The sequence below is a fragment of the Arthrobacter sp. NPDC093125 genome, assembly GCF_044754225.1.
Lineage (GTDB): Bacteria > Actinomycetota > Actinomycetes > Actinomycetales > Micrococcaceae > Arthrobacter.
Genome location: NZ_JBIVOQ010000016.1, coordinates 22,231 through 45,438, shown reverse-complemented (window position 1 = coordinate 45,438; position 23,208 = coordinate 22,231). Strand labels below are relative to the sequence as shown.

Below are 23,208 nucleotides of genomic sequence, written 5' to 3'. Positions count from 1 at the left end.
CCCTGTTAGGTACTCTCGGAATCATGAGTGCGAATCAAGTGACACTCTCTCGACGGGTGCCGCGACTAGCTTTGGTAGCCTTCAGTGTCGCCGTCGTTCTGGGCGGGGCCAACTTCGTCGCGGTGCGTCTGAGCAACCAGGAGCTGGCCCCGTTCTGGGGCGCGGGCCTGCGTTTCGGTCTGGCAGCAATGCTGTTCGTTGTTATCGCGCTCGTTCTCCGTCTCCCTTGGCCGCGAGGCCCGCTCCTGGCGTTGACAGCCGTCTACGGCGCCCTCGCATTCGCCATTCCCTATGCGTTGATGTACTGGGCCCTGACGCAAGCTACTGCTGGAACGGCAACAGTGGTCATGGCGGGGGTACCCCTGGTGACGCTGCTCCTGGCTGTGATCCAGGGACTTGAGCGGTTCAGCATGAGAGCCGTGGCGGGGTCGGTCCTTGCCGTCGGCGGTGTCGCCTGGATGGTCCTTGGATCGCAGGGGATCGGCGCTCCGGTAGGGTCGGTGCTCGCGATGCTCGGTGCAACCCTGGTTATCGGCCAGAGCATCATCCTGGGCAAGCGCCTGTCTGCCAACCACCCAGCCATGACTAACGCTGTAGCCATGGCGTTCGCCGCACCACTGCTCATCGCGCTGTCAGCCGTGGCCGGCGAAGCATGGGTGCTGCCGGGCCAGCTTGACGTAGTGGTGGCGTTGGTCTATCTGGTGACGCTGGGATCGGTCGGCTTGTTTGTCCTTGTCCTGCTCGTGGTGCGTACCTGGACATCGTCGGCGAGTTCGTACATGTTTGTCCTTTTTCCGGTGGTCACCCTGGGGCTGGCGGCATGGCTCATAGACGAACCGGTGACCCTGCCTGCCGTCCTGGGTTCCATGCTGGTCATGGGCGGCGTCTGGTTCGGCGCCCTCTCGGGAACCAAGCCGGCGGCGACCAATAACTGATCTGTACCCGGGGTGGACCAGGCCAAGCATCGTGGACAAATCCCCGGAGCATACAAGGGATCAACTGCGTGACAGACGCCCAGAAAGACGGTTCTTTGTCCATGTTCCAGGCGACGACGGCGTCGGAGCCGATCAGGTCGCTGAGGCTGTGTGTGTAGAAGTTCTCGGTTCCCGGCCTGCGCGGTAGCGCCGGCTTCTGTCTATTTGGCAGAAGCGGTTGTGCCCTTTGCCGGCCAGCCGAGTGCCGCCCTGATGTTGACTCTGGAGGTGTAGGAGATGGAGCCATGCTGGAATAGCCTCACGGACAGACGGAACATGAAGGCCGCGCTTACGTAGAGGATCGCGATGACGATGGCGGCCTCGCCGGTGCTGAGGGACCCCAGGCCGTTGCGCAGCAAGGCAGTGACCGGAGCGGAGAACGGGAAGTAGGTGAAGATCTGCACCGCCATGTCCTGCGGGTCCGAAATGATCATCGATCCGGCGTACAAGGGCACGAAGACCAACACGATTATCACGCCCATCAGGTTTCCTGCCTCTTTGGCAGTGGGCATGACGACTCCGGCCGCGACGAGGGTGGTGGTGAACAGCGCGAAGCCGCCGATCAGGATGAGGAACCCTGTGATCATCGGGACCGGCTCAAAGATCAGGGCTGCGAAGTCGAAAGCAGGGATATTGATCTGCTCCCGGAAGAACAAGAACCCAACGATGATGGGGGAGGTGAAGATGCCCATTTGAAGGAGTCCGATTGCAAAGAGAGCAAGGACTTTGCCGCTGATCAGTGTGGCCGGCTTCAAGGTGGTCAGGATCATCTCGGTGACCCGGTTTTCCTTCTCTTCCAAGGCGGAGTTGAGCATCTGTCCGGCGAGCAGGAAGATCAGCATGTAAAAGATGATCAGGAACAGCAGGGGCGGGATTACAGCGTTGATTCCGCCGGACTCTACTGTCCCTCGGTAGGTCTTGACGTCGATTCTTGCTGCGTTGCCCGTCAGGGTGAGGAGCTCGTGGGAGCCGATCTTGGCGGTGGCTGCCTGGGAGAGCATTGCTTGGGCGGTGGCGGAGTACTTGTCGTTCTCGAAGATGCCCCGATCGGCGCCGTAAACGTTCACCGTTGAGTTGGCAGGGTCGGCGGGAAACTCGAAGAATGCGTCCAGGGCCCCGGACTGCACGGCCCGGATGCCGTCCTCCGGGGAGGACGCCTTGCTGGCTCCGAATGCTGCCGCCTGCCCGGCGGTGATGAGACCAGACTGATCGGTGTAGGCGATGGAGAAGCCTGCGCTTTGTTGCGTCTCCGATGCGGTGGCGGTCGTGGTGTTGCTGACACCCATCAGGCCAAGCACGAAGGCCATGATCAGGGGGACTGCCAGGGTACCGGCCCAGAACCATTTCTTGGTTACGATGCGTGTGAACTCGAAACCGGCCACTGCGCCAAGGTTGTGCCGTGCCATGTCCGGCTACACCTCCGCCATCGCGTAGTCGCGGCTGCTTGGCTTGTTCTGCGCGCCGTAGACGCGGATAAAGATGTCCTCCATGGAGACCTTGGTCGTAGTGAAGGAACGGACCGCGACGCCGCCGGAGATGAGTTCCTTCAGGATGTCGGCCTCGTCGCTGTCATCAGCGACGGACAGCTCGGAGTAGTTCGTCTCGCTGACTGTGACTGTGTAGCGCGGCGATTTCGGGATCGCACGAGCATGTTTGAGGCGGATGACACGGCCGCCGAACTGGTTCTGGACCTCGTCGACGGTGCCGTAGGCTTCCGCGGTTCCGTTGTTCAGCAGGATCACCCGATCACACAGGCGTTCGACGTCCTCCATCTGGTGGGTGACCATGACAACAGTCGCGCCGTTGGCTTTCTGCTCCGCGATGATGTCCATCAGCAGCTTTCGGTTAACCGGGTCAAAACCCTTGGTCGGCTCGTCCAGGATCAGCAGCTCGGGTTCGTTCATGATCGTGACACCGAGCTGGACCTTTTGCTGCTGCCCGCCGGAGAGCTTGTCCAGCTGCACTGTGGCCTTGTCGGCTAAAGCCACGCGCTCCAAATAGGTCAGTGACCAGCGCCTCGCGGTGTGGCGGCCCAGCCCTTTGAGCCTGCCGAAGTAGGTCATGACCTCGATGACGTTTTCCTTCTTGTACAGGCCGCGCTCCTCCGGCAGATAACCGAGCCGGCCGCTGTCCTCCGGCCTGAACGATTTCCCGTTGATGTGCAGGACACCGGCCGACGGCTCATAGATGCCCAGTAGGGCACGGATTGTGGTCGTCTTTCCCGATCCGTTGCTGCCCAGGAAACCGAAAGTCTCACCAGCTTGCACATCGAAGGACAAGTCGCGAATGATTGTGGTGCCTCCCAAAGCCATGCTGAAGCCGCTTACGTGAACCAGTGCCTCGCCCATGATCGTTCCTTTGTTTGTCGGATAATCTTTCGAAATCGAGAGTATTCCTGCGCCTTCCGGCACCGCTTCCGTGCCAGCACGTAACGAAGCATTTGTAGGTTGAGGTTGGAGAACGGTCTTGGTTAGGCCAAGATCCGCGCACCGTTCTGGGCGGCAATGGCGTCAACGCCGAGTGTGGCCGCCGGTATCGGCAGCCACACTCGGCATCTCTTTGTCTCCGCGATTACTTCAGCATCCACACGTCGGTCGTGTAGTCCTGTCGGCCATCCGCTGGGGTGAAGTCGGTGTGGACCCAGACGCGCAGGTAGGTTTTGCCGTGGTACTGGTAGGGCTTCACCCAGACGCTCTTGGTGGCCCAGCTGTAGTTGTAAGTGGCGCTCTCCCATCCGCCGTTCTCGGCGTAGGTGCGACGCGAACCCCAGTCGCAGTCGGTGGGGTGGCACTCTCCGAACACCCGAATTGTGCCCGCGGGATAGACGCAGTGGCCGCTGGTGTCGCACAGTGCTTGGTCTGCGCAGCCCCAGTCGAGCACTACTTTGGTGACTGAGTTGGTGTTTGGATCGATGTTCTTCCAGGTGCCGTTCGCCGGGCTGGAGCCGCTACACAGGGCGTGGGCAGGTGCCGCCGTCAGCGTGCTACCGATGAAAACGAAGGCGAAGGCAGCAAGCATCGTGGCGATCAGGACGGCGGTGGCGGACCGGCCCGTCTTTTGCCGGAAGGTGGTCATGAACATGGGGAGGTTCTCCTGGTGTGGTGTGTGTTTGTTGGCCGTTGGTGGGCGGTCCCGTGTTTTGGCGGACCGGATGCCTTCAATCGGCATTTCCATGGTCAGTGCGGGCGGGGGTTCGACGCTTCCGTGCCAGCACGGTTCTTGGTTCCACCACTGCTTTTCATGGCCGAGACGGCGTCGGGCACACGAAACACACGGATCGTGAGATGGCCCGCCTGCCCGTTCCAAAATTGCCGAACTGGAGCCGAACGCGTGGTGATCACGGGCGGAGACCGGACATACTTGGGCGGATCCACCGACGTTGCAACCTCGTGCAGCCAGGGCCTGGACCTGAAGAATTTCACTGGCTGGAATGACCGTAAACGCCAACGAGGGGGCTGGAGGGCGCATCGACCAAGGAGCCGTCCAGGTGGGACAATTGACTTCTTCGGCGGCGAACCCGGAAGTACAGACAGGGTATTTCAGTGAGTCCCAAGCAACTGATGTCAGTGGCAGCGGTGACTTTTGGCATCGTATTGCTCGTCTTAGTCTGCATCGATTGGTCTCCCATCGCCGTTCAAGATCCTGCACGAACCTTCGGCCTAAACGCCCAAGGCGTGCTTCGGTGGGGTGAGAATCCAAGCCGGCGGCCGTTTTCGGGTTTTGAACTTGCGTTGTTTTTGGCCGTGGGTCTTGCTTTCGTTGTGGCCGGTGTTACGGCGTGGGGAAGCCGGCCGACCCGGAGTCCCGGAGTGCTGTTGTGTGTAGCGGGTTGCTTGTGGCTCGCGTCAGGAATCCGGCGCTCCAGCGATCCGGTGGCCTTTACCCTGGGCGTCACGCTAACGCTGATGTATCAGCCTCCGCTGTTGCAGTTGGCGCTGAGCTTTCCCTCTGGCCATCTGCGCAGTCGCGCCGAGAAGTCTGGCGTAGCGTTCTTCTACGCTTCCTGGTTGTTGGCTCCCGTTGCTGGCTGGGCGTTCTTCGATCCGCGCCTTCATGTGAAGGAAGGGGAGTCCACCTCCCGTAACCTGCTGCTTCTCTGGGACAGTCCAGCGATCATGGACACTGTCGGGAACGGAATCCGAACCTTTCAGATCGCGGTGGGAGTCGCGATCGTAGCGGTCCTTATCGCCCGGTGGCGCTCCGGAACGAAGGCCTACCGGTCGGCTTTCCTGCCACTGTGGCTAGCGGTGATCGTTAAGACTGCGGCCACTGTGTGGGTGTCCCTTGCAGTGATCCAAGTGTCCGGGTCACTATCGTCAGAAGCGCTCCTGTGGCAGTATCCCGCGACCGCGGTGGTGCCTCTGGCCGTTCTGTTTGGTCTTTGGCGTTACCGGTTTGCTCGTGGCTCGTTGGGTGATCTCATGGTCGAGGTCGGCTCAGCCCCGGTGGGTGACAGGCTTATCGGCGCCCTCCGCCGTTCTGTCCATGACCCAACGCTCACATTGCTGCGGTGGGTCCCCGATCAGGAGTCTTTTGTTGACGAGAACGGAGTTCCCCAGTCGTTGCCAGATGCTTCCACTGGACGTGCCTCCATGGTCTTGGAGCGCCATGGCGTACCAGTAGGGGCTTTGATTTTCGACGAAGCGCTCCAGGACCAGCCGCAGTTGCTTGCAGCCGTACGCAGCGCAACCTCCCTGTCATTGGAAAATCAGCAGATGGAGCAACAGCTCCGGGACCAGCTCATTGAGGTCAGGAGGTCCAGAGAACGAATCGTCACGGCTGGAGACTCCCGCCGTCGTCAGCTTGAACGGGACCTTCACGATGGAGCCCAGCAACGCTTGGTTGCGGTGGCGATGGAGCTGGCCCGGGCCAACCGGGCGACGGATCTTCGGGAAGTACAAAACCTGGTCGGCCAGGCCAGCGCCGAGCTCTCGGGGGCACTCGACGAACTGCGCGAATTAGCCCGTGGCGTATACCCGCCCTCCCTGCGAGAGAAGGGGTTAGCTGGGTCCCTCACCGCACTGGCGGAACGATCATCAGTGCCCGTAGAGCTGGATCTCAAGACGCAAAATGCGCTTCCAGCGCACGTAGAGGTGGCCGCGTACTTCATTTGCGCAGAAGCTGTTACTAACGCTACGAAATACGCCGAGGCGGGCTCGATCCGCATTTGCATCAACGGGGACGACAGAGAAATGCGTATGGAGGTCGTGGATAACGGAATTGGCGGCGCCCGGCCGGGATCCGACGGCGGCCTGCTGGGGATTGCGGACCGGGCAGCGGCGCTCGGAGGCTCGTTGTCAATCGACAGTCCTGACGGCAAAGGGACGACGGTACGTGCCGTTCTTCCCTTTTCCGCGGACCCGGAAGGCGACCTGCCATGAGGCTACGGGTTGCCATCGCCGATGATTCGGCTTTACTGCGCCGTGGGCTCTCTGCCCTGCTGCAGTCGGAAGGACTGGAAGTGGTGGGCGAGGCCAGTGATGGCCCGGAGCTGCTGGACGTCATTGACCATCACGGGGCCGACGTCGCCGTCGTGGACATCCGGATGCCTCCCAGTTACACGATTGAGGGGATCCAGGCAGCAGAGACGTTAAGGAGCAGATACCCCGAGATAGGCGTTCTCCTGCTATCCCAGTACGTGGAAACGGAAAACGCGATGTCACTGTTGAAGAACGGAGCCAGAGGCCTGGGCTACTTGCTCAAGGAGCGTGTGTCCGACGTCGACGAGTTCATTGACGCCCTGCATCGCGTTTCCGCAGGTGGCACTGCCATCGATTCAGAGCTCGTGACACGTCTGGTTAGCCGTCCACACAAAGGTCACGATCGAGGTGATGACCTTACGAGCCGGGAGAAAAGCGTCCTTGAGCTCATGGCCGAAGGGCGAACCAACCAGGCTATAGGTAAGGCACTCTTTTTAGGGGAGCGCACCGTAGAAGCCCATATCAGAAGTATCTTCCTGAAGCTCGAGCTGAGGCCCGAGCCGGAGAACCACAGGAGAGTGCTGGCTGTCCTGACGTATCTTCGCGGGGTCGGACAGAACCGCGATTCCTAATCGGCCGAAGCCACGGCTTGCGGGCAGGAGGACGGCATGGTAATTCACATATCTCTTAGTTCATTCGACGCCGACGGACCGCCACCGCCCCCAGCTCACCTGCCGGCACACTCCTCACAGCCCGGCAGTCAGACGCAACCGGGAAGCCCGGCGTCAGAACCCCGTAACCCGCCTTCAACGGCCGACGGCGGCAGGAGTTCCAAAACTCCTCCCGCTAGAGTTCCGCTCGTGAAGGATATAGAACTTCGTTGCACATCGTCGCCGAGTTCACACCCGGATGCGAGCTGCGAGCTGCATCAGGTGGTCGGAGGGGCTTACGCCAAGCTCTACCTTCAATTTGCCTCTGAATCTTTCGAAGGCGTGTAGGGCTCCGGCACGGTTCCCCATTTTGAGTTCAGCATGCATGAGGAGGCCGACGCAGGCTTCATGGAGGGGCTCAAGGTCGAGAGCGCCCAAGGCAGCATCCGCAGCCTTTTCAGCCTCCCCTCGGTCGAGCCATCGTCGTACGTGCATGACCAACGCCCGCAACCGAAAGTTCCGCAGACGATTCTGCTCCAGAAGGACCCAGTCTTCGTACCACCCTGGGAGTAATTCCGCGTGCAGAAGGCGTGAGAAACACACATCCTCAGCCGCATTCGAATCTGTCTGTTCGCATTTCCTGACCTGGGCGAGGCACTGGTGGAGATCCACTTTGAGGCCGTCCGCTAAGGAGACTATTTGGCCGCTGTTGACCAACAAGCCAGGAAGCTCGCGCGATATCAGGTGCATACTGACCCGTAAGCTTTCCAAGGCTCGAGCGTCCGGGCTGTCTGGCCACAAGAGGCCACTAATATAGCGCCGGTTGCGCGGGCCATAGATTGCTAATGCACTGATTAATCGCTGCTGCCTCCAAGCCACATGGACCTCGCTTTGTCCGTGCAACAATTGCCAGCGTTCGAAAAGGTTCAGCTCAAAACGGACGTCGTTGTCCTGTACCATCACGATCCCCATGGCGTCTGCATACGACCATGAGACTCTTGAAAGGTTCGCTGCAGGGGCGCAAATCGGCGGCGGCCGATGTCGGCCGTCGCAGTTTATCGTTCGTCTGTGCTCGTCAGCGCTTACCCCAGCCTGCTGACGCCGCCACTTGCACCCTCTCCTTTCAGCTCAAGTTGTGCCAATTGATAAAGTAGCCCATCGGCTGGTCGAAGGAAACGGAAGCAGAGACAATTTCAAAACTTTAGATTAGGGACCCTGCGACTCAAATCTGTGGGCTATGGATCATGAAGGGTGAGCGGTTGCCCGAATCTTCGAGTTGATCCACGAGGGCTGCGCGTTTCTTGGTTTGCCGGCAGTAGCGTGTCCACAGCCGCCAGCATCGAACCCCCTGATTCAGGATTTTTCCGGTCCGTCATAGCATCTGGTGACAATGGTCGCCGGATTTCAATCCTGCGCATTTCTTGATGCGAGTCCGCTGGGAACTTGAGATTGGCGTGTCAGTATTTACTGAGAGCGTTCTATCCTAATTTCATGCTTTTCAGATAGAGTGCGCGACCACGAATGTGAGCGATCTTGAGAAGGGTGAGGGGCGTGCAGTGGCTTCTATGACAGCCAACCATGAGGGAAGCGAATGGAATGAGGCAGCTCTCGTCATCAATGTATGGTTCGAGGCTGAGCACCAGCAGCCGTTTCGGGCACGGCTCACCTCGACTTCCAACGGCACGTCAGAAGTAGTGACTAGATATGCCGCGAACAAAGATGCAGTCCTTTCCAGCGTTGAGGACTGGCTCCGTGGGTTGCCGAACAACTAGCCTCCTTCTAGGAACGCGGCTGATCAGACAAGTCCGTTTGGGTTCGAGGCTTCAACCAGGCCCTCGACGGAAACTGGACAGCCTCCGTCAGGCTGGTTGCTCGGAGGCATTCCGCTCATGGGTTTCACGGACAGCGCTGCCAGGCGTACTGTCAGCAGGGCTCCGTGGCGACAAAGGCCTCGTAAAGAGGGCACCGATGCGGCTCAGGTTGAAGTCGCAAGGGATTATGAGGTCCTGCTGACCCCCACCGAGTAGTACCGTCCCGCTGACACATTTCAAACGCAGTGTTTTTATGAGGCGTTCTCTCCGGGGAAGAGGTCGGGGCGGAGGACCGGACGGGACTGCGGCTTGAAGTCGCAGTCGGAGGGGCTGTCTCGGCGTTCACGGCTAACTCCTAACGAGCTGTTCCACCTCAACCCAGTAGAGCGCGCTGACATTACTGCCGCTGCCACAAGTTAGCCGGCGTCGAGGGCTAGAGCTGTAACGCCGCAGTAACGGCGTGGGTGATCAACTCTCCCCAGAGTTTTGCGCGCACGCTCCCCGGAAGTTGCACTTGTTTCTTAGGAGGGACCCGACATGGGACTCCCTGGTGACGACGGCCGTCTCCCCGTGATCTACGTCCGCGGCTTTGCCGGAACCGGCTCCGCAATCAACAACGTCGTGAACGATCCCTTCTACGGTTTTAGCCAGGGATCCGTTCATGTTCGTGCTGACAGCAACGGAAGGGCCAAGTTCCACCAATTTGAATCGCCACTGCTGCGGCTGGTAACCGACCACAAGTATGAGGTGCCGGTCCATGGAGACCAATGGGCTTTTCTTAACGGTGCGGACGCCAGGACGGTGAACCCGGCATCGGTATGGATCCACCGGTTTTATGATGATGCAGCGGATACGTTCGCCAAGCACCCGGAGAACTTTTCGTTCGAGGAAGCCGCCCGGGACCTGTTCGACCTGATCAAGCTGGTCTTGGAAAAGACAGGCGCGTCGAAGGTATTCCTGGTCGCCCACTCCATGGGAGGACTGATCTGCCGCGCACTCCTGCAGCGCGTCATCCCCGAGACTCTCGCCGGCGAAGACGGGCAAATCGATCCCGCCGCGGGGACGAAGTACGTGGCCAGAGTATTCACATATGCCACGCCCCACGGGGGCATCCGCTTCTCCGTTGGCTTCGGACTGCTCGAGCGGATTCGTGACGCCACAGGCTTCCAAGGCGCAGACATCTTCGGCCCCGACCGAATGTATGAGTACCTCACACCGCCAGCATTAAGGAAGGTGCGGACGCGTGACGCGTTTATGGGGACGGAAATGCCGGAGGACGGGTTCCCGGTGGATGAGTTTTTTTGCCTCGTCGGCTCTAACCCGGAAGACTACGACGTTGCATCAGGCCTCTCCTCCAAGGCTGTAGGTGCCCGCAGCGATGGCCTGGTTCAGATCGAGAATGCCGCCGTCCGTGGGGCGCCTCTGGCAGTAGTGCACCGCAGTCACAGCGGACGGTACGGCATCGTCAACTCTGAGGAGGGGTACCAGAACCTCCAGCGTTTCCTTTTCGGTGACCTCAAAATCGAGGTGGAACTCGTAGGTTTCACCGTAGGCAAGGCGGCTCCACCTGACGTCGAGTTCCAACTCGACGTCGGGCTGGCCATACGCGGACTACCCGTCCTGGTCCATGAACAAAGCGCAGCTCACTTTTGTCCCGTTCAGATCGAGCGCTGGAAAGAGGGGAACCCCATAGACTCGCCCGTCCCGCTGCTGACGACCTTCCTCTCCTCCAAGGCACCCCGACCGCGTGTCGCAGGCAGGGAAGTGCCCCGGCTGCGCCATGCGCTCAGGCTCCGACTGATGTCCATCAGGGAGAAGGACGGGCACTTTTTCTTCGACGACCATCTGGAACAGACTGAGGACTGGCAGGACACTCTCCTCGTCGACATCGAACCGCCCGCCGCAGGTCGGCCACTGCCAAGAGCTTGGGCCGCTTGGAACGGTGCCAACCCCCTCGCGCTAAGGGACTGGAACCCGCAGGACAAAGACCTACTCAAAGACATTGATAACACGCCCAAACGTTGGGCAGGGCGTATCGACGTTCCGGAAGTCGCCCAAGAACTGCTAGGTTCCAACGCGGGCATCCGCCTCACGGTGACCCCACGCGCGCTCACCCCGCCAATCCCAGGGCAGCGGGCCGAAGCGTGACCGACCGCGGCCCGGCCTTCAGGCGGGCGGCCAGCCCGGAGCGTGTGCGCGCTGCGTTTCCACTTCAGGTGCAGCAGCCCGTCCGAGCGAAGCCTTGCCTTCCGCCAATATCGTCAATACCGGCCATGCCTGACTCCCTTAACCACTGGAGCGCTCCCTCTGCTCAATCTGCGAGTAAGAAGCGCTTCCCGCAGTGACGGAGAGGAAGCTCCTCGGATACGCGCGGGTGTCGACGCAAGGCCAGGATAGCGTCCGCCCCACGAAGTGCGTGAAAGAGCTAACCAAGTAACGACGATCGCCGGAAGAGGAATTATAAAAACATGCAGCGGCATGAACAAGCCCCGCCGAGGTTGATGCTCGAGTGTCGGGCCGTTGTTCGTCGGCTTGCTCAACGCCGTCGTGGCCAGGCGGTCATTCGCGAGGCCCCGGACCACCACCGCTGAGACAGCCCCCAAGCGCCTGCCCTACTTACTGGCGGAATCTCCATCGTCAAATATTCACGATGTGGTCCCAGTCTGTTGACAGTCCGCCGCCGGTGGTGACGGTGGTGAAGTTCCCGTCGTCGCTGACGCGTCCGACGGCGACGGCCCCGGTCGAAGCATTGTAGAAGAACAAGTCGCGTCCGAGGGGTACGATGTGGTCCCAGTTTGTTGACAGTCCGCCGCCGGTGGTGACATTGGTGAAGTTCCCGTCGTCGCTGACGCGTCCGACGGCGACGGCCCCGGTGGAAGCATTGTAGAAGAACAAGTCGCGTCCGAGGGGTACGATGTGGTCCCAGTCCGTTGACAGTCCGCCGCCGGTGGTGACATTGGTGAAGTTCCCGTCGTCGCTGACGCGTCCGACGGCGACGGCCCCGGTCGAAGCATTGTAGAAGAACAAGTCGCGTCCGAGGGGTACGATGTGGTCCCAGTCCGTTGACAGTCCACCACCGGTGGTGACATTGGTGAAGTTCCCGTCGTTGCTGACGCGTCCGACGGCGACGGCCCCGGTCGAAGCATTATAGAAAAACAGGTCGCCTGACATGATGGACTACTTTCTGTGAGTTGCCTGGTACCAACCGGCGGTTCCCCGGGTGAACGACTGACGAAAGACGACTGACCGTTCGCCAGCCCCAGTGGCTGGAATCACCCTACGGTGCGGACGTTACCTGTCCGTTACTGTGGAAGGGAGCTGCCGAGTGAATTTCAGATCCCTGTTCCCGATGCGAGGAGCCCCGGGGATCCCGGAAGACACCCATCGCGCGCGGAACCGCGCAGGCGTAGGGGAAACCGACCTATTTCACCGAAGCCGCCGCATGACCTCTCATCGACGGTCTCGGAAAACGAGGCGGCAACAAAATAAGGCCAGCAGACAAAAACTCTGCAACGCAATCAGGACCAGGGTCGGTGGAATTCTGCGGCAAAGGCACCCGCTCCCGTCAGGCAGGCCGTCCAGCCGCTGCCCTTACTGGTGCCAGACCTGCAAGCCTGCCTCCTGGGACAGGTTCCAAGGTCGTTCAACCTTTCCATAGGCCTCGTGAGACAAAGTTGCCATACCCCCATGGGGCGCATCCAGAGAAAGGGGTGCGGGCCGGACCACCGGAGCCGGAGCGTTCCCCCCAATACGCTCGGGCTCCGGTGAGTCTTACCGTATGCCGCCTTTTTTGGAACTGGACGCCTAATCGAGGACCTATCGCAGCAGAGCCAGCCCAGTGTGTCTGTGCTGGCCGCTTGGCCGTTTAGGTGATACCAAGTGAACCTGTCAATCTGATCGGTGCCCGGCCGGGCGGTTCGAATGTTACCCATCCCACGGCTCGCCGGGCATAAGGTGCTGTCCTTGGCGCCTGCTCCATTGGTTTCGCAGATGGTCCCATTGGCACCTGGGTTGCTGACCACAGCACTTAGCATTGGTCGATGACATAATTCTCGGGTTCTTCAAAACGCACCCGGGGAGAAGGTGATCCCAGGCGCGGGATTCGGGCGGCCGGAGCCGAGCGAAGGACCTGCCGGTGTGGGCTGTCGCCGTAATCATGAGCGCTTTCGAGGGCTGTCATCATTGCGCGACATCAATGAACATTAGGAGGCCCATCCGGGGTATATCGGTGGCCACTGTGCGGTAGCGCTCGAATGATGGGTCACGCCTGGTTGGCGTTTTAATTTGTTCTTCGCCTGGAGGCGTGCGGTCAATCGTTGGACTAGAGCAACACCGTCGAGAGCAGCAATACATGGCGCCCGTTCCATCGACCCCTAAGTCGTGGCAGCTAGTAACCAAATCTGTGCTCCACCGAAGCCTGAATTGCCTGGGCGGAGCGCTCTGCCGAGTTCGGTGACATCCGATCGATAGGGGCCCATCCGGTGGTCCAGTAGTCCAGTGAACATTCGCCATATGCCGGTCAGGGCTCTGCTCTCATCCTACTCATTGCGGGGGAGCCTCGGAAAGCCGGACGAATGCGGTGCCCTGCTCTGCCATGCGGGGCAGGGCGGTGGCCAGGCCGGCCCCGGTACCGGATTCCGCCCTGTTGGCGTGGGCGATAACGATGCTGCCCGGACGCGCGTAAAGCAGCTCGCTGGCCACAGTAGCCGCCGGGTAGGTCGCCCCGCCGTCTGCGTTGACGGTGAAATTCACAGGCACGAGGCCAAGCGCCCGGCAGATCCCGGCGGCTACGTCATCGTAGTGCGCTGTTCCGGACCTGAAGAACCGCGGTACCCTGCCCGTGGCGGCCGCCAGCTCGGTCTGGGCGCCCATGATCTCGTCGTAGACGGTGCCGGCATCAGTGGTCCCGCCGATCCCGTAGGCGGACCGCCCGGTCACCGACAGCGGCAGGTGCGCGGTGCCGTGATTGGCGATCTCGAACAACGGATTAGCCGCCAGGTTCCGGGTCAAGGCCGGGTTTGAACGCACCCAGCGTGCATTCAGGAAAAAGGTCGCGGCCACCTCGTGGCGGACCAGCGCTGAGAGGACTGACCGGTCGAATCCGTCCCCGCCGGGGCCTCCGCAGCAATCAAAGGTCAAGGCGATCGCCGGGGTCCCGATGGGCAGACCGAGCGCCACGCCGGGTGGCTCCAAACCCCAGGAGACCGGTTTACGGCCGTCAAATAAGGAGACGATACCCGCCCTGTCCGGCCGGGATGCCGGCAGCGCGGATGTCTGTCGCTGCCGTGGCACTGGTGTGGGAGGAACGGCCGCGCGTTCCGGGGCGGGCCCGGGCGCCGGCCCTTCGCTGGTATTCGGCCGGGGCGGGGAGAAGGCACAACCGCTTAGTGTCACAGCCGCCCCCAACGCAAGAAACAAAGCCCTTCGCGGCAGGCTGGGCATCGGCAGATCACATCGGCAGATCACTCAGGGCAGCCAAAGTCACTCCATTCTCACGAAAGGCAGGCGCCGGCAAGGAACTGTCTGAAGCTTCCCGGCTCGTAGCGAAAGGCATGCCGCCGTGTGGGAAGATGCGCCGGTGCAAGCTTACCCGTCGCCGCGTTCGATGATGTTTCAGAGGCCGGGTCGCAGGCACTGCATGGATTGCACCTGTAAGCCCGGGCAAGGTCAACAGTTCAGCCGATAGGGTTTGCCTCTTGCGGCGGAGGCGTCTAAAATCTGTGCACACAGGGGCTTCCCGGTGCACGGCCTCCTGACTGGTGTCGGCCGGGCGCCGCCGTGAGCCTCGTTTCGACTCGGCCTTGACGGTACTGCCCTGCCCTGGCTCCTTGGTCGATGTCTCGGTCCCGGTGGAAGAGCTAGCCGCAATGGGCCTTTCGCCGCAAACAGTTATTGTATTTGAGATTCTCGAGTCAGTCGCAGCCATGCTTCCTATACCTGGAGCTGTGGTACACGGTTCGGGCAACGCCGTGGATAGGCTGGGCAAGACCCCGAGGCAGCGACGGCAGGGTTGTTTACTGGGGGGACCTTGATTCGCACGGCTTCGGAATCCTCAACCGCGTCCGGCAACTTGCGTCGACGATTCGACTGCGCCGACGGAGCTCTCGACACTGGCTGAGTTCAAGGATCTATGGTGAATGAACCCTTTCCCAAAGCCGGTTCCCCTTTGCCACCTTCTGCCCGCTGACGTCGCCGTCCTTGATGAGCTACGGATGCAGGGCAGCGTACGGCTTTAGCAGGAACGAATAAGTTGGGTCACGCCCTGCAGAAGTTGCTGAAGCCGCTCGTATCTAGGCTCCAGAACCAACTCAAGCACTGGAGGCAGACCCCCGCCCGGAGTTATGGGTTCCGCCTCGCTCCTTGGAAGCTTCGGCATCATTGGATCGTGAATCCCTGAGCAGGGGAACGAAGCAAATTTGCCGTTGCCGGCTCAGAGGGCGACTTATATGCACCCGATACAAAGCGGGATCGATGTTCGGACAAACGCGAGAACATAGAGCTGCCTCCCTTGTTTGGGCAGCGCGGGACTGTCCGATAAACGGTGTGTGGGGTCCGGCGGTTTTCATTAGTGAGTGGTTCTTTCGAACCGGCCGGCGAAGGTAATGGCGAACGCATTCAGCGCGGGCTTCCACCTCATTACCCAGCGTGCCCGACGGTCGCCGGTTGGATCAAGAGACCTAGTGACCAGATAGAGGCATTTCAGCGCAGCGGCCTCGTTTGGAAAGTGCCCGCGGGCCCTCACGGCCCGCCGGTAGCGGGCGTTGATTGACTCGATCGCGTTCGTCGTGCAGATCACCCGCCTGATCTCCACGTCGTATTCCAGGAACGGCACGAACTCCGCCCAGGAGGACTCCCAGAGCCGGATGATTGCCGGATATCGCTGGCCCCACTCGGCCGTGAACTCGGCGAACCGGTCCTTCGCCGCCTGCTCGGACGGGGCCGTGTAGACCGGCTTGAGCGCCTTGACGATGCCATCGCGGTGCTGGCGTCCGGCGTAGCGGAAGCTGTTGCGGATCAGGTGTACGATGCACTGCTGCACCACCGTTCGCTCCCACGTGGTGGTGATCGCCTCGGGCAGGCCCTTAAGCCCATCGCAGACGGCGATCAACACATCCTCCACGCCCCGGTTCTTCAGCTCGGAGAATACCTGCAGCCAGAACCGGGCACCCTCGCCACCGTCGCCGGCCCAGATCCCAGAATCTCCCGCTCCCCGTTCACGGTGACCCCCATGACGACGTAGAACGGGGTGTTGCGCACCTGCCCGTCACGGACCTTGACCACGACCGCGTCCACGAACAGCACCGGATAGACCGGATCCAAGGGTCGGGCCGACCATTCGGCCAGTTCCCCGGCGACTTTCTCCGTGATGCGGCTGATGGTGTCTTTGGAGACCTTGGCCCCGTAGACCTCCTCGAAGTGCGCGGCGATTTCCCCCGTGGTCAGCCCGCGGGCGGACAGCGAGAGCACGATCTGGTCGATCCTGTCCAGACGCCGTTTCCGCTTGGGCACGATCACCGGCTCGAACGAGCCGTCCCGGTCCCGGGGCACCTCAATCTCGACCGGGCCGATCTCGGTCAGCACGGTCTTCGGCCTGGTGCCGTTGCGCATGTTGGCTGCGATCGGCGTCTGGCCATGCTCGTGCCCGAGGTGCTCGGTCAGCTCCGCTTCCAGCGCGGTCTCCAGCACATTCCTCGTGAGCTGGTTCAGCAGCCCGCCCGGGCCCACCAGGCTCACGCCCTGCTCCTTCGCCTGCGCGAGCAACCGCTCCGCAAGCTCCTTCTGATCGATGATCTCTCCCGTCACAGGATCGATCATCACCCCTGACATCTCGGTCATGGACTCTGACACGGCCGTCTCCTTTCGGATCTGGCCGGACCCTCATACACCGTTCTTCTTACAGTCCCGGGGGCGGAGGTGTTCTCGCAGGCCAGGGATGGCCCAGTCGATCTTGCCGCGGCCGGCTGGTTCGATGAGGTTCGCTGCCAAGAGCCGTGCGTGGTAGTTGGCGACGAGGTTGGTTCTTGCTCCTATCCGTCGTCCTCTGTCTGCTGCAGTTGACTGTTGGTCGTCTTTTGCCATCGTGCGTAGGAAGTCCGCGTCCTTGGACGACGCGGCGGCGGGCGCTGCTCGATGACAGTTCGTACGTGACGGTGATGTGCTGCCTGGATGGCGAGCACGATCTCCTTATCGGTGAGGGTTCCGTTGTTTTTTCGGCTTCGCGCCATAGGGAAGGGGCAGAATCAAATAACTACAAGCCGGGCGAGACCCACCGTCAATCTGACGGACCCGCTCCTCCCGCTGCATCGGGCCCTGCTGCTTTCAGGCGTGGGGAAGGGCCTTGCCGTTGACGTCGAGGTAGTCGCGCCAAGACCGCTTCGGGGTCCATCTGAGCATGCGCTGGGCCTTGGCGCTGGAGATACCCGATGCATCGGGGCGTGCTGTGGGCCGCAGCTCGATTTTCTCGCCGTAGTAGGTGTTCAGGACTTCGCCGAAGTTCCGTCCACCGACGTTATCCGGGGCGGCGATGTAGAAAACCTCGTGTCCGGGTAGCTCAGACGCTGTTGCCAGCACAATTGCGTCAGCAAGGTCGTAGACGTCGATGTAGCTCCACAGGTTGGGGCTGAGGACGGAGGCATCGCGAACCTGGGGGCCGAGGTTTTGCTCGTAGTTGCCTTCATACTGAACCCAGCTTGGGCGCAGCGAGATGCAGCGGATGTCCGAGCGTCGGACTGCGGCGTCCATCAGTTGCTCGCCAAAGTGCTTTGAGAGCGCGTAGGGATCCTGGGGGCGGATGGGGTGTTCTTCGTCAACGGGAGCGTAGTCGGGCAGGAAGTCGCGTTCCGGGAAGAAGAAGCCGGGAACGGTCTCACTTGAGATGTTGACGAAACGCTTAACGCCAAACCTGATCGAGGCCTCAAGGATGTTGAATGTTGCCATGAGGTTTGTTTGGAACACGACCTGGGCGGGGTGCCCGGTGGGTTCCGGAATCGCGGCGGCATGCACAACAGCGTCTGCGCCCTGCACTACGGCGTATGCCTGGCCGGCATCTGTAAGGTCGGCCATTTGGTAGCTGGCCATTCCTTCTTCGCGACGCTCGAACCCGGGGCGGCTGAGATCCACTGCGAGAACATTGTGGCCTGCATCCAGAAGCGCCTGGGTCGCAGCTCGGCCCACTTTACCGCGGGCTCCGGTGATTACTATCTTCACGAATGTTGCTCCTTGTTCCTTGTGCGCGCGCCCAACCGACGCGCTGTTTGTTGTTGCCTGGTCAATCTCGTCTTCTGCCCCAAATGTTCAGAGCGCCTGCCCCGAAATTAAGTGCTGCGCTGAATGCTTGCTCGCAGTAGGCAGATGTCTAGGAGGATAAGCGCGTTCTGGATCAAGAGGACCTGGAACGTTCCACAGCCGTTACCAGGATCCCGCCACTACAAAAGTGACCTGTTCCACCGATGGTGGCTAACCCCAATGGCCAGGGTTGACTGTCCGGCGGATCCATGCCGCCGGTGGAGGGAAGCGCTGAGGGCAAGGGCCCGTCACCCAACTGGCCGCTAGTTCGGGCCCCGCAGCCCCTGCAGCGACCGCCTGCCAAGGAGGTGGGGCTTCCCGGCTATCAGGGGGAGTGAGCATCAGAATCGCGCTGGCGCTGGGTGCTGCCGATGGCAGGTGGTCCGAGGTCAGGTCGTATTAGCGGGGCCGGATGCGTTCCTGTTTTCCGGTGATCGCGAAGTTGCTATGACCGCGGCTTCTCCTGCGCCAAAGCTGCCGAGGAGAGTGAGTGAATCGGCAGATGTTGAACCTGGTTCCGCTGTGTACATGCGAAGCACCTGATCCGGATCATCAGGCAGTATGAGGTCTTCAGAATTCAGTTCCAGGTCTCCGACGACTGGATGGCGGAACCGGACACGTTCCGCGGACCCCCTAGCCACCCTGTGCCCGGCCCACCACTGGCGGAATTGCTCGCTGCGCACCGCGAGTTCGCCGACGAGCTGGTTGGCCTGGGCGTCGTTCGGATGCCGACCAATATCCATGCGCAGGGACCCAACGGCTTCCGATGCTACGGACGACCAGTCCCGGAAAAGCTCGCGTGCGAGCGGATCGAGGATGATCCACCGCGTCAGGTTCCTCTCCGCCGCCGGCATGGCAGGGAAGTCGGCAAGCAAGAGAAAGGCCAGGCGGTTACCGGCCAGCACATCACTGCGGCGGCCCAGTACCAAAGCAGGCACATTACCGACGGCGTCCAGGAGTTGGCGCAGCGCGGGCCGCACGCCCTGCACCGGAACCGGTGGACGCTGGGTGTTCGCACAGTTCTCCAGCAGGTCGAGCATGTGAGCCTGTTCGCCCGGGTCCAGGCGCAGGGCCCGGGCCACCGAATCCAGCACGGCGCGGGACGGGTGGATGTTGCGGCCTTGCTCCAGCCGCGTGTAGTAGTCGGTGCTGACGTCAGCGAGCCTTGCGATCTCCTCGCGCCGCAGACCGGGGACCCGGCGGCCAGCGGAACTCGAGGCGAGCCCTACGTTCTCCGGCGTCAGCCGGGACCTCATGGCCTTCAGGAATTTTCCAAACTCGGCGCTCTGACCCATGCGCTCCATTCTGCCGTGCCCGGCCCCTGGCTTTCTACCAGGAAAGGTAGGATTCCCAGTCCTAGGAATCGCAGGGAGAGGAAAATCTGCTGTTATCACGTCGTCACATGCGTAGGCTCATCTGCATACCGCACGACAAGCACTTCTGGCACCTGCCGGCCGCAGGCAGGCTCCAAGAAGACCAGCACAACCACGGCAGAACTTTTCGACTCAAGCTGGAAATCGCCCCCTTCAATTACCGGTGCTCAGGACGGGTGGGGCTGAGTGCTTACTGGTTGGAAGCACCTCGAATGAGGAGAAGATGATCGTGGATAATTCGCTAGTGATGGCCTTCACAGTCATCAATTTAATGAAGCACGACAACGCGGTGTATCCAGCGATACACCTTTTGCAGGGGCGCGCCGAACCCTTGTGCTACCGAGACGACGGGATCGTCTGCGGGGCTGGCTGGCGAGAATTTTACACCCCGCTGCGTGCGCCATTTAGCCGGCCCCGCCGATCGAAGCTGAGACCCGACCGTGATTGTCCCGCTTCCGTCGCTGGCGACCTCGGCTTTGAGCGACCGTTCCGCCGTTGAAACCTCTTTGGCTTAGCCGCTTAGCCACACGCAAGCCGCTCCATACCGAACTTTCCCTTCCAGCCTCCTAGACCAAACCAACCCAATGGAAGAAGTGATGATGTCCCAGACACAAGAAACCACTGTTCCCACTGTGACCCTCAACAATGGCATCCAGATCCCGCAACTCGGATTCGGCGTGTTCCAAGTCCCGCCGGAAGAAACCCAGCGCATTGTCGAGGATGCCCTGGAAGCGGGCTACCGCCACATAGACACGGCCGCCGCGTACCGGAACGAGGCCGGCGTCGGGGCCGCAATTGCCGCATCGGGGATCCCCCGGGACGAAATCTTTATCACCACCAAGCTGCGCAACGGCGAACAGGGCAACGCAAACGAGGCGTTCCATAACAGCCGCAAAGCCCTAAGGGTCGACTACGTGGACCTGTACCTGATCCACTGGCCGGTGCCGTCTCAAGGACTCTTCACCAAGGCATGGAAGGACATGGAAAGGCTCTACGCGAACAGCCAGATCCGGGCCATTGGCGTCTCCAACTTCCTGACGGACCACCTGGACACGCTCCTCGCGGCGTCGGAGGTTACCCCGGCCGTCAACCAGATCGAAATCCACCCCACATTCCAGCAGCAGGAACTCTCGGCGAAGGGCCGCTCCCTGGGCATCGCGGTGGAGGCGTACAGCCCCCTGGGCCAGGGCGCGGACCTCAGCGCAGCCACAGTGAAGTCATTGGCGGGTAGGTACGGGGCCAGCCCGGCCCAGATAGTGCTGGGCTGGCACCTCGCGCAAGGCACAATCGTCATTCCGAAATCGGCGGATTCCACCCGCATGCGGGAAAACCTAGGAGCCGTGAATCTCACGCTCACCCCGGATGAAGTGGCCGAAATAACGGCTCTGGAGTCAGGCGCCCGTGCCGGCGCGGATCCAGCCGTCGCCGCGTTCAGCCAACTGTAGCCAGTTGGCAACTAATCCGCAGCCGGCAAACAATACCGCCCCGCCTGCAACCGGCTCCACGGTGAAGCCCAGTTACCTTCGCGTAGCGGCTTGTAGCCTGATTCCGGGAGTGGACAGCGTAAAGCAGAAAGGCTGGTCTATAGTTCTGTAGCGGCCGAGAGTGAGTCTCCAAATCGCCTCGGTGCCATCTCACACTGGCACTGCACTGCCGTAGACGCACGACGGCACTGTCGCTGGCCCAGCAGGTGGCTATGTCATGTGCTTGATGTTTGTTTCCATCTAACAAGCCTCAGACCCCTGCCCCTTTTGGATGCTAACGGACAATCCTTTGAGATCACGCAGCATGCCATCCTCTCCAACAAGAAGCGCACACCGACCGTTGTTGAAGTCGTCCAGGAGCACATCGACCTGCTGATCCGCCCACCGAGCGGAACCACCAAGACGAACCAGACCTTGCTGGACCTGCATATTTCGGACCGTACAGGTCACCTACCAGTGGACAAGCTCGATTACCGTCTGGTGGCACACTGGGTGAAGTCGATAGGCAAGGCGCCGAAGACCTTCCACACGTTCATGGCCTAATATCGGCGGCCATGAACACAGCGGAGACACTCGGGTACATATCGCGGAACCCGTGCCGCGACATGCAGCTCACGAGCGGGTGTCGAGGTAGCGCAGAATCGCCTGGGCCGTTTCCTTCGGAGCGCTGATGTGGGGGCAGTGCCCGGTGGCCTGAAGCTGCACCAGGATACTGTGTTCCAGGGTCTTGTGCAGGTAGGCGCCCACTTCCGGCGGGGCAAGCCGATCGTCGGAACACTGCAGAATGAGGCAGCTGGTACGTAATTTTCTCAGTTCAGGGCGGGTGTCGGAGAAAAAAGTTACCCCGGCGAAGTGCCGCGCGATGGACGGATCGGTCCGGCAGAAGCTGACACGCAGGTCCTCCGCTAATTCCGGCTCCTGCGGGTTGCCCATAACCATGGGCGCCAAGGCCGCGGCCCACGCGAAATAGTTGCTGTCCAGAGATGCCAGCAGGCCCTCGATGTCTTCCCGCGAAAACCCGCCCACGTAGCCGTCGTACGGGTCATCCGTATGACGGGGTGAAGGAGCAAGCAGGACAAGGTGGGAGAAACGGTTCGGGTCCTGCACTGCGGCGATCACGGCGATCATCGTGCTGACACTGTGGCCCACCAGGATGACGTCCTCAAGTTCAAGGGCGGTGCAAATCTCCAGCAGGTCCGACGCGTACCCATCCAGGGACCCGTACTTCTCCCAATCATAGGCGCTGATGTCGGAGTGTCCTGCACCAACATGATCGAAAAGCACCAGCCGGTAATCATCAACAAAATAGGGCAGCAGCTTCCGCCACATAGCCTGATCGCAGCCAAAACCGTGGGCGAACATCATCACAGGCCCATCATTCCGGCCTGATACGGTGACGTTGTTCCGGCCGATTACCGCAGCAACTGCTTCGAGCACGTTCTCACTGACCCTCGCGTATGGTGGCGTCCTGTCCGAGACTATCCACGGGACATAGAGAATCCTAGGGATCCTCCCACTATGACCTCAGAGATGACATCGGTTTATCCCATCACATGTGATGCGGCTTACGCGACTCCTGTGACAGGGACCATGATCGCGACCAGAGCGGTGACGGGTCGTCTCTGGCGTCCCACTTTGAATAAGCTTTTGGAGAGTGCCTGTCTGTAATTAGCAACCCCGTGTAGACCGCCGATAACAGGCCTCAGCTGTGGCAGAGGACCCAGAGACTGCCCCCGGTTTTGTTGACTCCTTGACCTAGCGAGCTTGTGCTCGTGGAAGGATTTTGACCATGCCCGCCTTATGGGGCCGCCCTCCTGATGCTGTGGCTGGCCCGGTATCTCGATCCGGAAGTCTGTTTGCAGAATGCGGGCAGCAGCGTGCCCAGCTCGGTGGAGTGCGGCTGGAAGGCTCTGGAATGGCGAAAAGTGGGTGTGGACACTGTCCACACTTTGAGCTTCGGACTGTATCGTAATGGTGTGGAACTGGCTCGGATCCCCTGTTGGCGGCCATGAAAAACTGCCCGTAGATGGCCAGGGAATTGCCCGGTGATGGCCACCGGGACTGCCCACGTATGGCCATGAGTTCTGCCCAGTTGTGGCCGATTGGTTTGCCCGCATTGTTCGCTTATCCCGCCGTGTCGTAAGACGGCGGGGGCCTCTTCCCGTTTGGATTTCGGTGTCGAATCGAATCCGCTGACAGGAAGGGGCCCTG

General features: G+C 61.0%; 17 protein-coding genes and 1 pseudogene. 8 read left to right on the top strand and 10 right to left on the bottom strand.

Translation table 11 applies throughout. The features are described from left to right. Positions 1–23 precede the first annotated feature (23 nt). Positions 24–935, top strand: a complete 912-nt coding sequence (locus tag ACIP9X_RS19625) for a DMT family transporter (RefSeq protein WP_400481434.1) — start codon at positions 24–26, stop codon at positions 933–935. Positions 936–1,135: 200 nt separating this feature from the next. Here the strand turns inward: ACIP9X_RS19625 and ACIP9X_RS19620 are convergent, their stop codons facing one another. The 3 genes from ACIP9X_RS19620 to ACIP9X_RS19610 all read right to left on the bottom strand — a co-directional run bounded on the left by ACIP9X_RS19620 (position 1,136) and on the right by ACIP9X_RS19610 (position 4,055). Next, a complete protein-coding gene (locus ACIP9X_RS19620; RefSeq protein WP_400481433.1) occupies positions 1,136–2,380 on the bottom strand; it encodes an ABC transporter permease in 1,245 nt (414 codons plus the stop codon). Positions 2,381–2,386: 6 nt separating this feature from the next. Then, positions 2,387–3,322, bottom strand: coding sequence for an ABC transporter ATP-binding protein (locus tag ACIP9X_RS19615; RefSeq protein ID WP_400481432.1), 936 nt, complete (start codon positions 3,320–3,322; stop codon positions 2,387–2,389). A gap of 223 nt (positions 3,323–3,545) precedes the next feature. After that, positions 3,546–4,055 (bottom strand): hypothetical protein, encoded by a 510-nt coding sequence (locus ACIP9X_RS19610; RefSeq protein WP_400481431.1) that lies wholly within the window; start codon positions 4,053–4,055, stop codon positions 3,546–3,548. Positions 4,056–4,516: 461 nt separating this feature from the next. Here ACIP9X_RS19610 and ACIP9X_RS19605 point away from each other — a divergent pair, with 461 nt between their 5' ends. After that, positions 4,517–6,355, top strand: a complete 1,839-nt coding sequence (locus ACIP9X_RS19605) for a sensor histidine kinase (protein WP_400481430.1) — start codon at positions 4,517–4,519, stop codon at positions 6,353–6,355. Next, positions 6,352–7,026, top strand: coding sequence for a response regulator (locus ACIP9X_RS19600; protein ID WP_400481429.1), 675 nt, complete (start codon positions 6,352–6,354; stop codon positions 7,024–7,026). Before ACIP9X_RS19605 ends, ACIP9X_RS19600 begins: the two co-directional genes overlap by 4 nt. Positions 7,027–7,293: 267 nt before the next feature. Here ACIP9X_RS19600 and ACIP9X_RS19595 read toward each other — a convergent pair whose 3' ends face one another. Continuing rightward, a complete protein-coding gene (locus tag ACIP9X_RS19595; RefSeq protein WP_400481428.1) occupies positions 7,294–8,016 on the bottom strand; it encodes a BTAD domain-containing putative transcriptional regulator in 723 nt (240 codons plus the stop codon). A gap of 551 nt (positions 8,017–8,567) precedes the next feature. On the opposite strand from ACIP9X_RS19595, the gene ACIP9X_RS19590 reads away from it, so the two are divergent. Next, a complete protein-coding gene (locus ACIP9X_RS19590) occupies positions 8,568–8,816 on the top strand; it encodes a hypothetical protein (protein ID WP_400481427.1) in 249 nt (82 codons plus the stop codon). Between the two features lie 576 nt (positions 8,817–9,392). Beyond that, positions 9,393–11,003: an esterase/lipase family protein gene (locus ACIP9X_RS19585; protein WP_400481426.1), complete on the top strand. Its 1,611-nt coding sequence runs from the start codon at positions 9,393–9,395 to the stop codon at positions 11,001–11,003. A 489-nt stretch (positions 11,004–11,492) separates the two neighbouring features. On the opposite strand, the gene ACIP9X_RS19580 is transcribed toward ACIP9X_RS19585, so the two are convergent. Together ACIP9X_RS19580 and ACIP9X_RS19575 are read right to left on the bottom strand one after the other, a co-directional pair. Continuing rightward, entirely contained in the window at positions 11,493–12,026 is a 534-nt protein-coding gene (locus tag ACIP9X_RS19580; protein WP_400481425.1) for a hypothetical protein, read from the bottom strand. Between the two features lie 1,371 nt (positions 12,027–13,397). Beyond that, on the bottom strand, positions 13,398–14,033 hold the full coding sequence (locus tag ACIP9X_RS19575) for a polysaccharide deacetylase family protein (protein ID WP_400481424.1): 636 nt from the start codon (positions 14,031–14,033) through the stop codon (positions 13,398–13,400). Between the two features lie 714 nt (positions 14,034–14,747). On the opposite strand from ACIP9X_RS19575, the gene ACIP9X_RS19570 reads away from it, so the two are divergent. Then, the gene (locus ACIP9X_RS19570; protein WP_400481423.1) at positions 14,748–14,996 is read left to right on the top strand and encodes a Wadjet anti-phage system protein JetD domain-containing protein; all 249 of its coding nucleotides are present in this window, start codon (positions 14,748–14,750) and stop codon (positions 14,994–14,996) included. 424 nt (positions 14,997–15,420) lie between these two features. Here the strand turns inward: ACIP9X_RS19570 and ACIP9X_RS19565 are convergent. From ACIP9X_RS19565 to ACIP9X_RS19555, 3 genes and pseudogenes are all read right to left on the bottom strand, one after another. Continuing rightward, positions 15,421–16,670, bottom strand: a pseudogene (locus ACIP9X_RS19565) (IS256 family transposase). Positions 16,671–17,174: 504 nt separating this feature from the next. After that, on the bottom strand, positions 17,175–18,062 hold the full coding sequence (locus tag ACIP9X_RS19560) for an NAD-dependent epimerase/dehydratase family protein (RefSeq protein WP_400481422.1): 888 nt from the start codon (positions 18,060–18,062) through the stop codon (positions 17,175–17,177). 467 nt (positions 18,063–18,529) lie between these two features. Further along, on the bottom strand, positions 18,530–19,435 hold the full coding sequence (locus ACIP9X_RS19555; protein WP_400481421.1) for a helix-turn-helix transcriptional regulator: 906 nt from the start codon (positions 19,433–19,435) through the stop codon (positions 18,530–18,532). 677 nt (positions 19,436–20,112) lie between these two features. Here ACIP9X_RS19555 and ACIP9X_RS19550 point away from each other — a divergent pair. Further along, entirely contained in the window at positions 20,113–20,958 is an 846-nt protein-coding gene (locus tag ACIP9X_RS19550; RefSeq protein ID WP_400481420.1) for an aldo/keto reductase, read from the top strand. A gap of 306 nt (positions 20,959–21,264) precedes the next feature. Beyond that, the gene (locus ACIP9X_RS19545) at positions 21,265–21,540 is read left to right on the top strand and encodes a hypothetical protein (RefSeq protein ID WP_400481419.1); all 276 of its coding nucleotides are present in this window, start codon (positions 21,265–21,267) and stop codon (positions 21,538–21,540) included. Positions 21,541–21,609: 69 nt separating this feature from the next. Here ACIP9X_RS19545 and ACIP9X_RS19540 read toward each other — a convergent pair whose 3' ends face one another. Then, positions 21,610–22,434, bottom strand: a complete 825-nt coding sequence (locus ACIP9X_RS19540) for an alpha/beta fold hydrolase (RefSeq protein ID WP_400481418.1) — start codon at positions 22,432–22,434, stop codon at positions 21,610–21,612. Positions 22,435–23,208 lie beyond the last annotated feature (774 nt).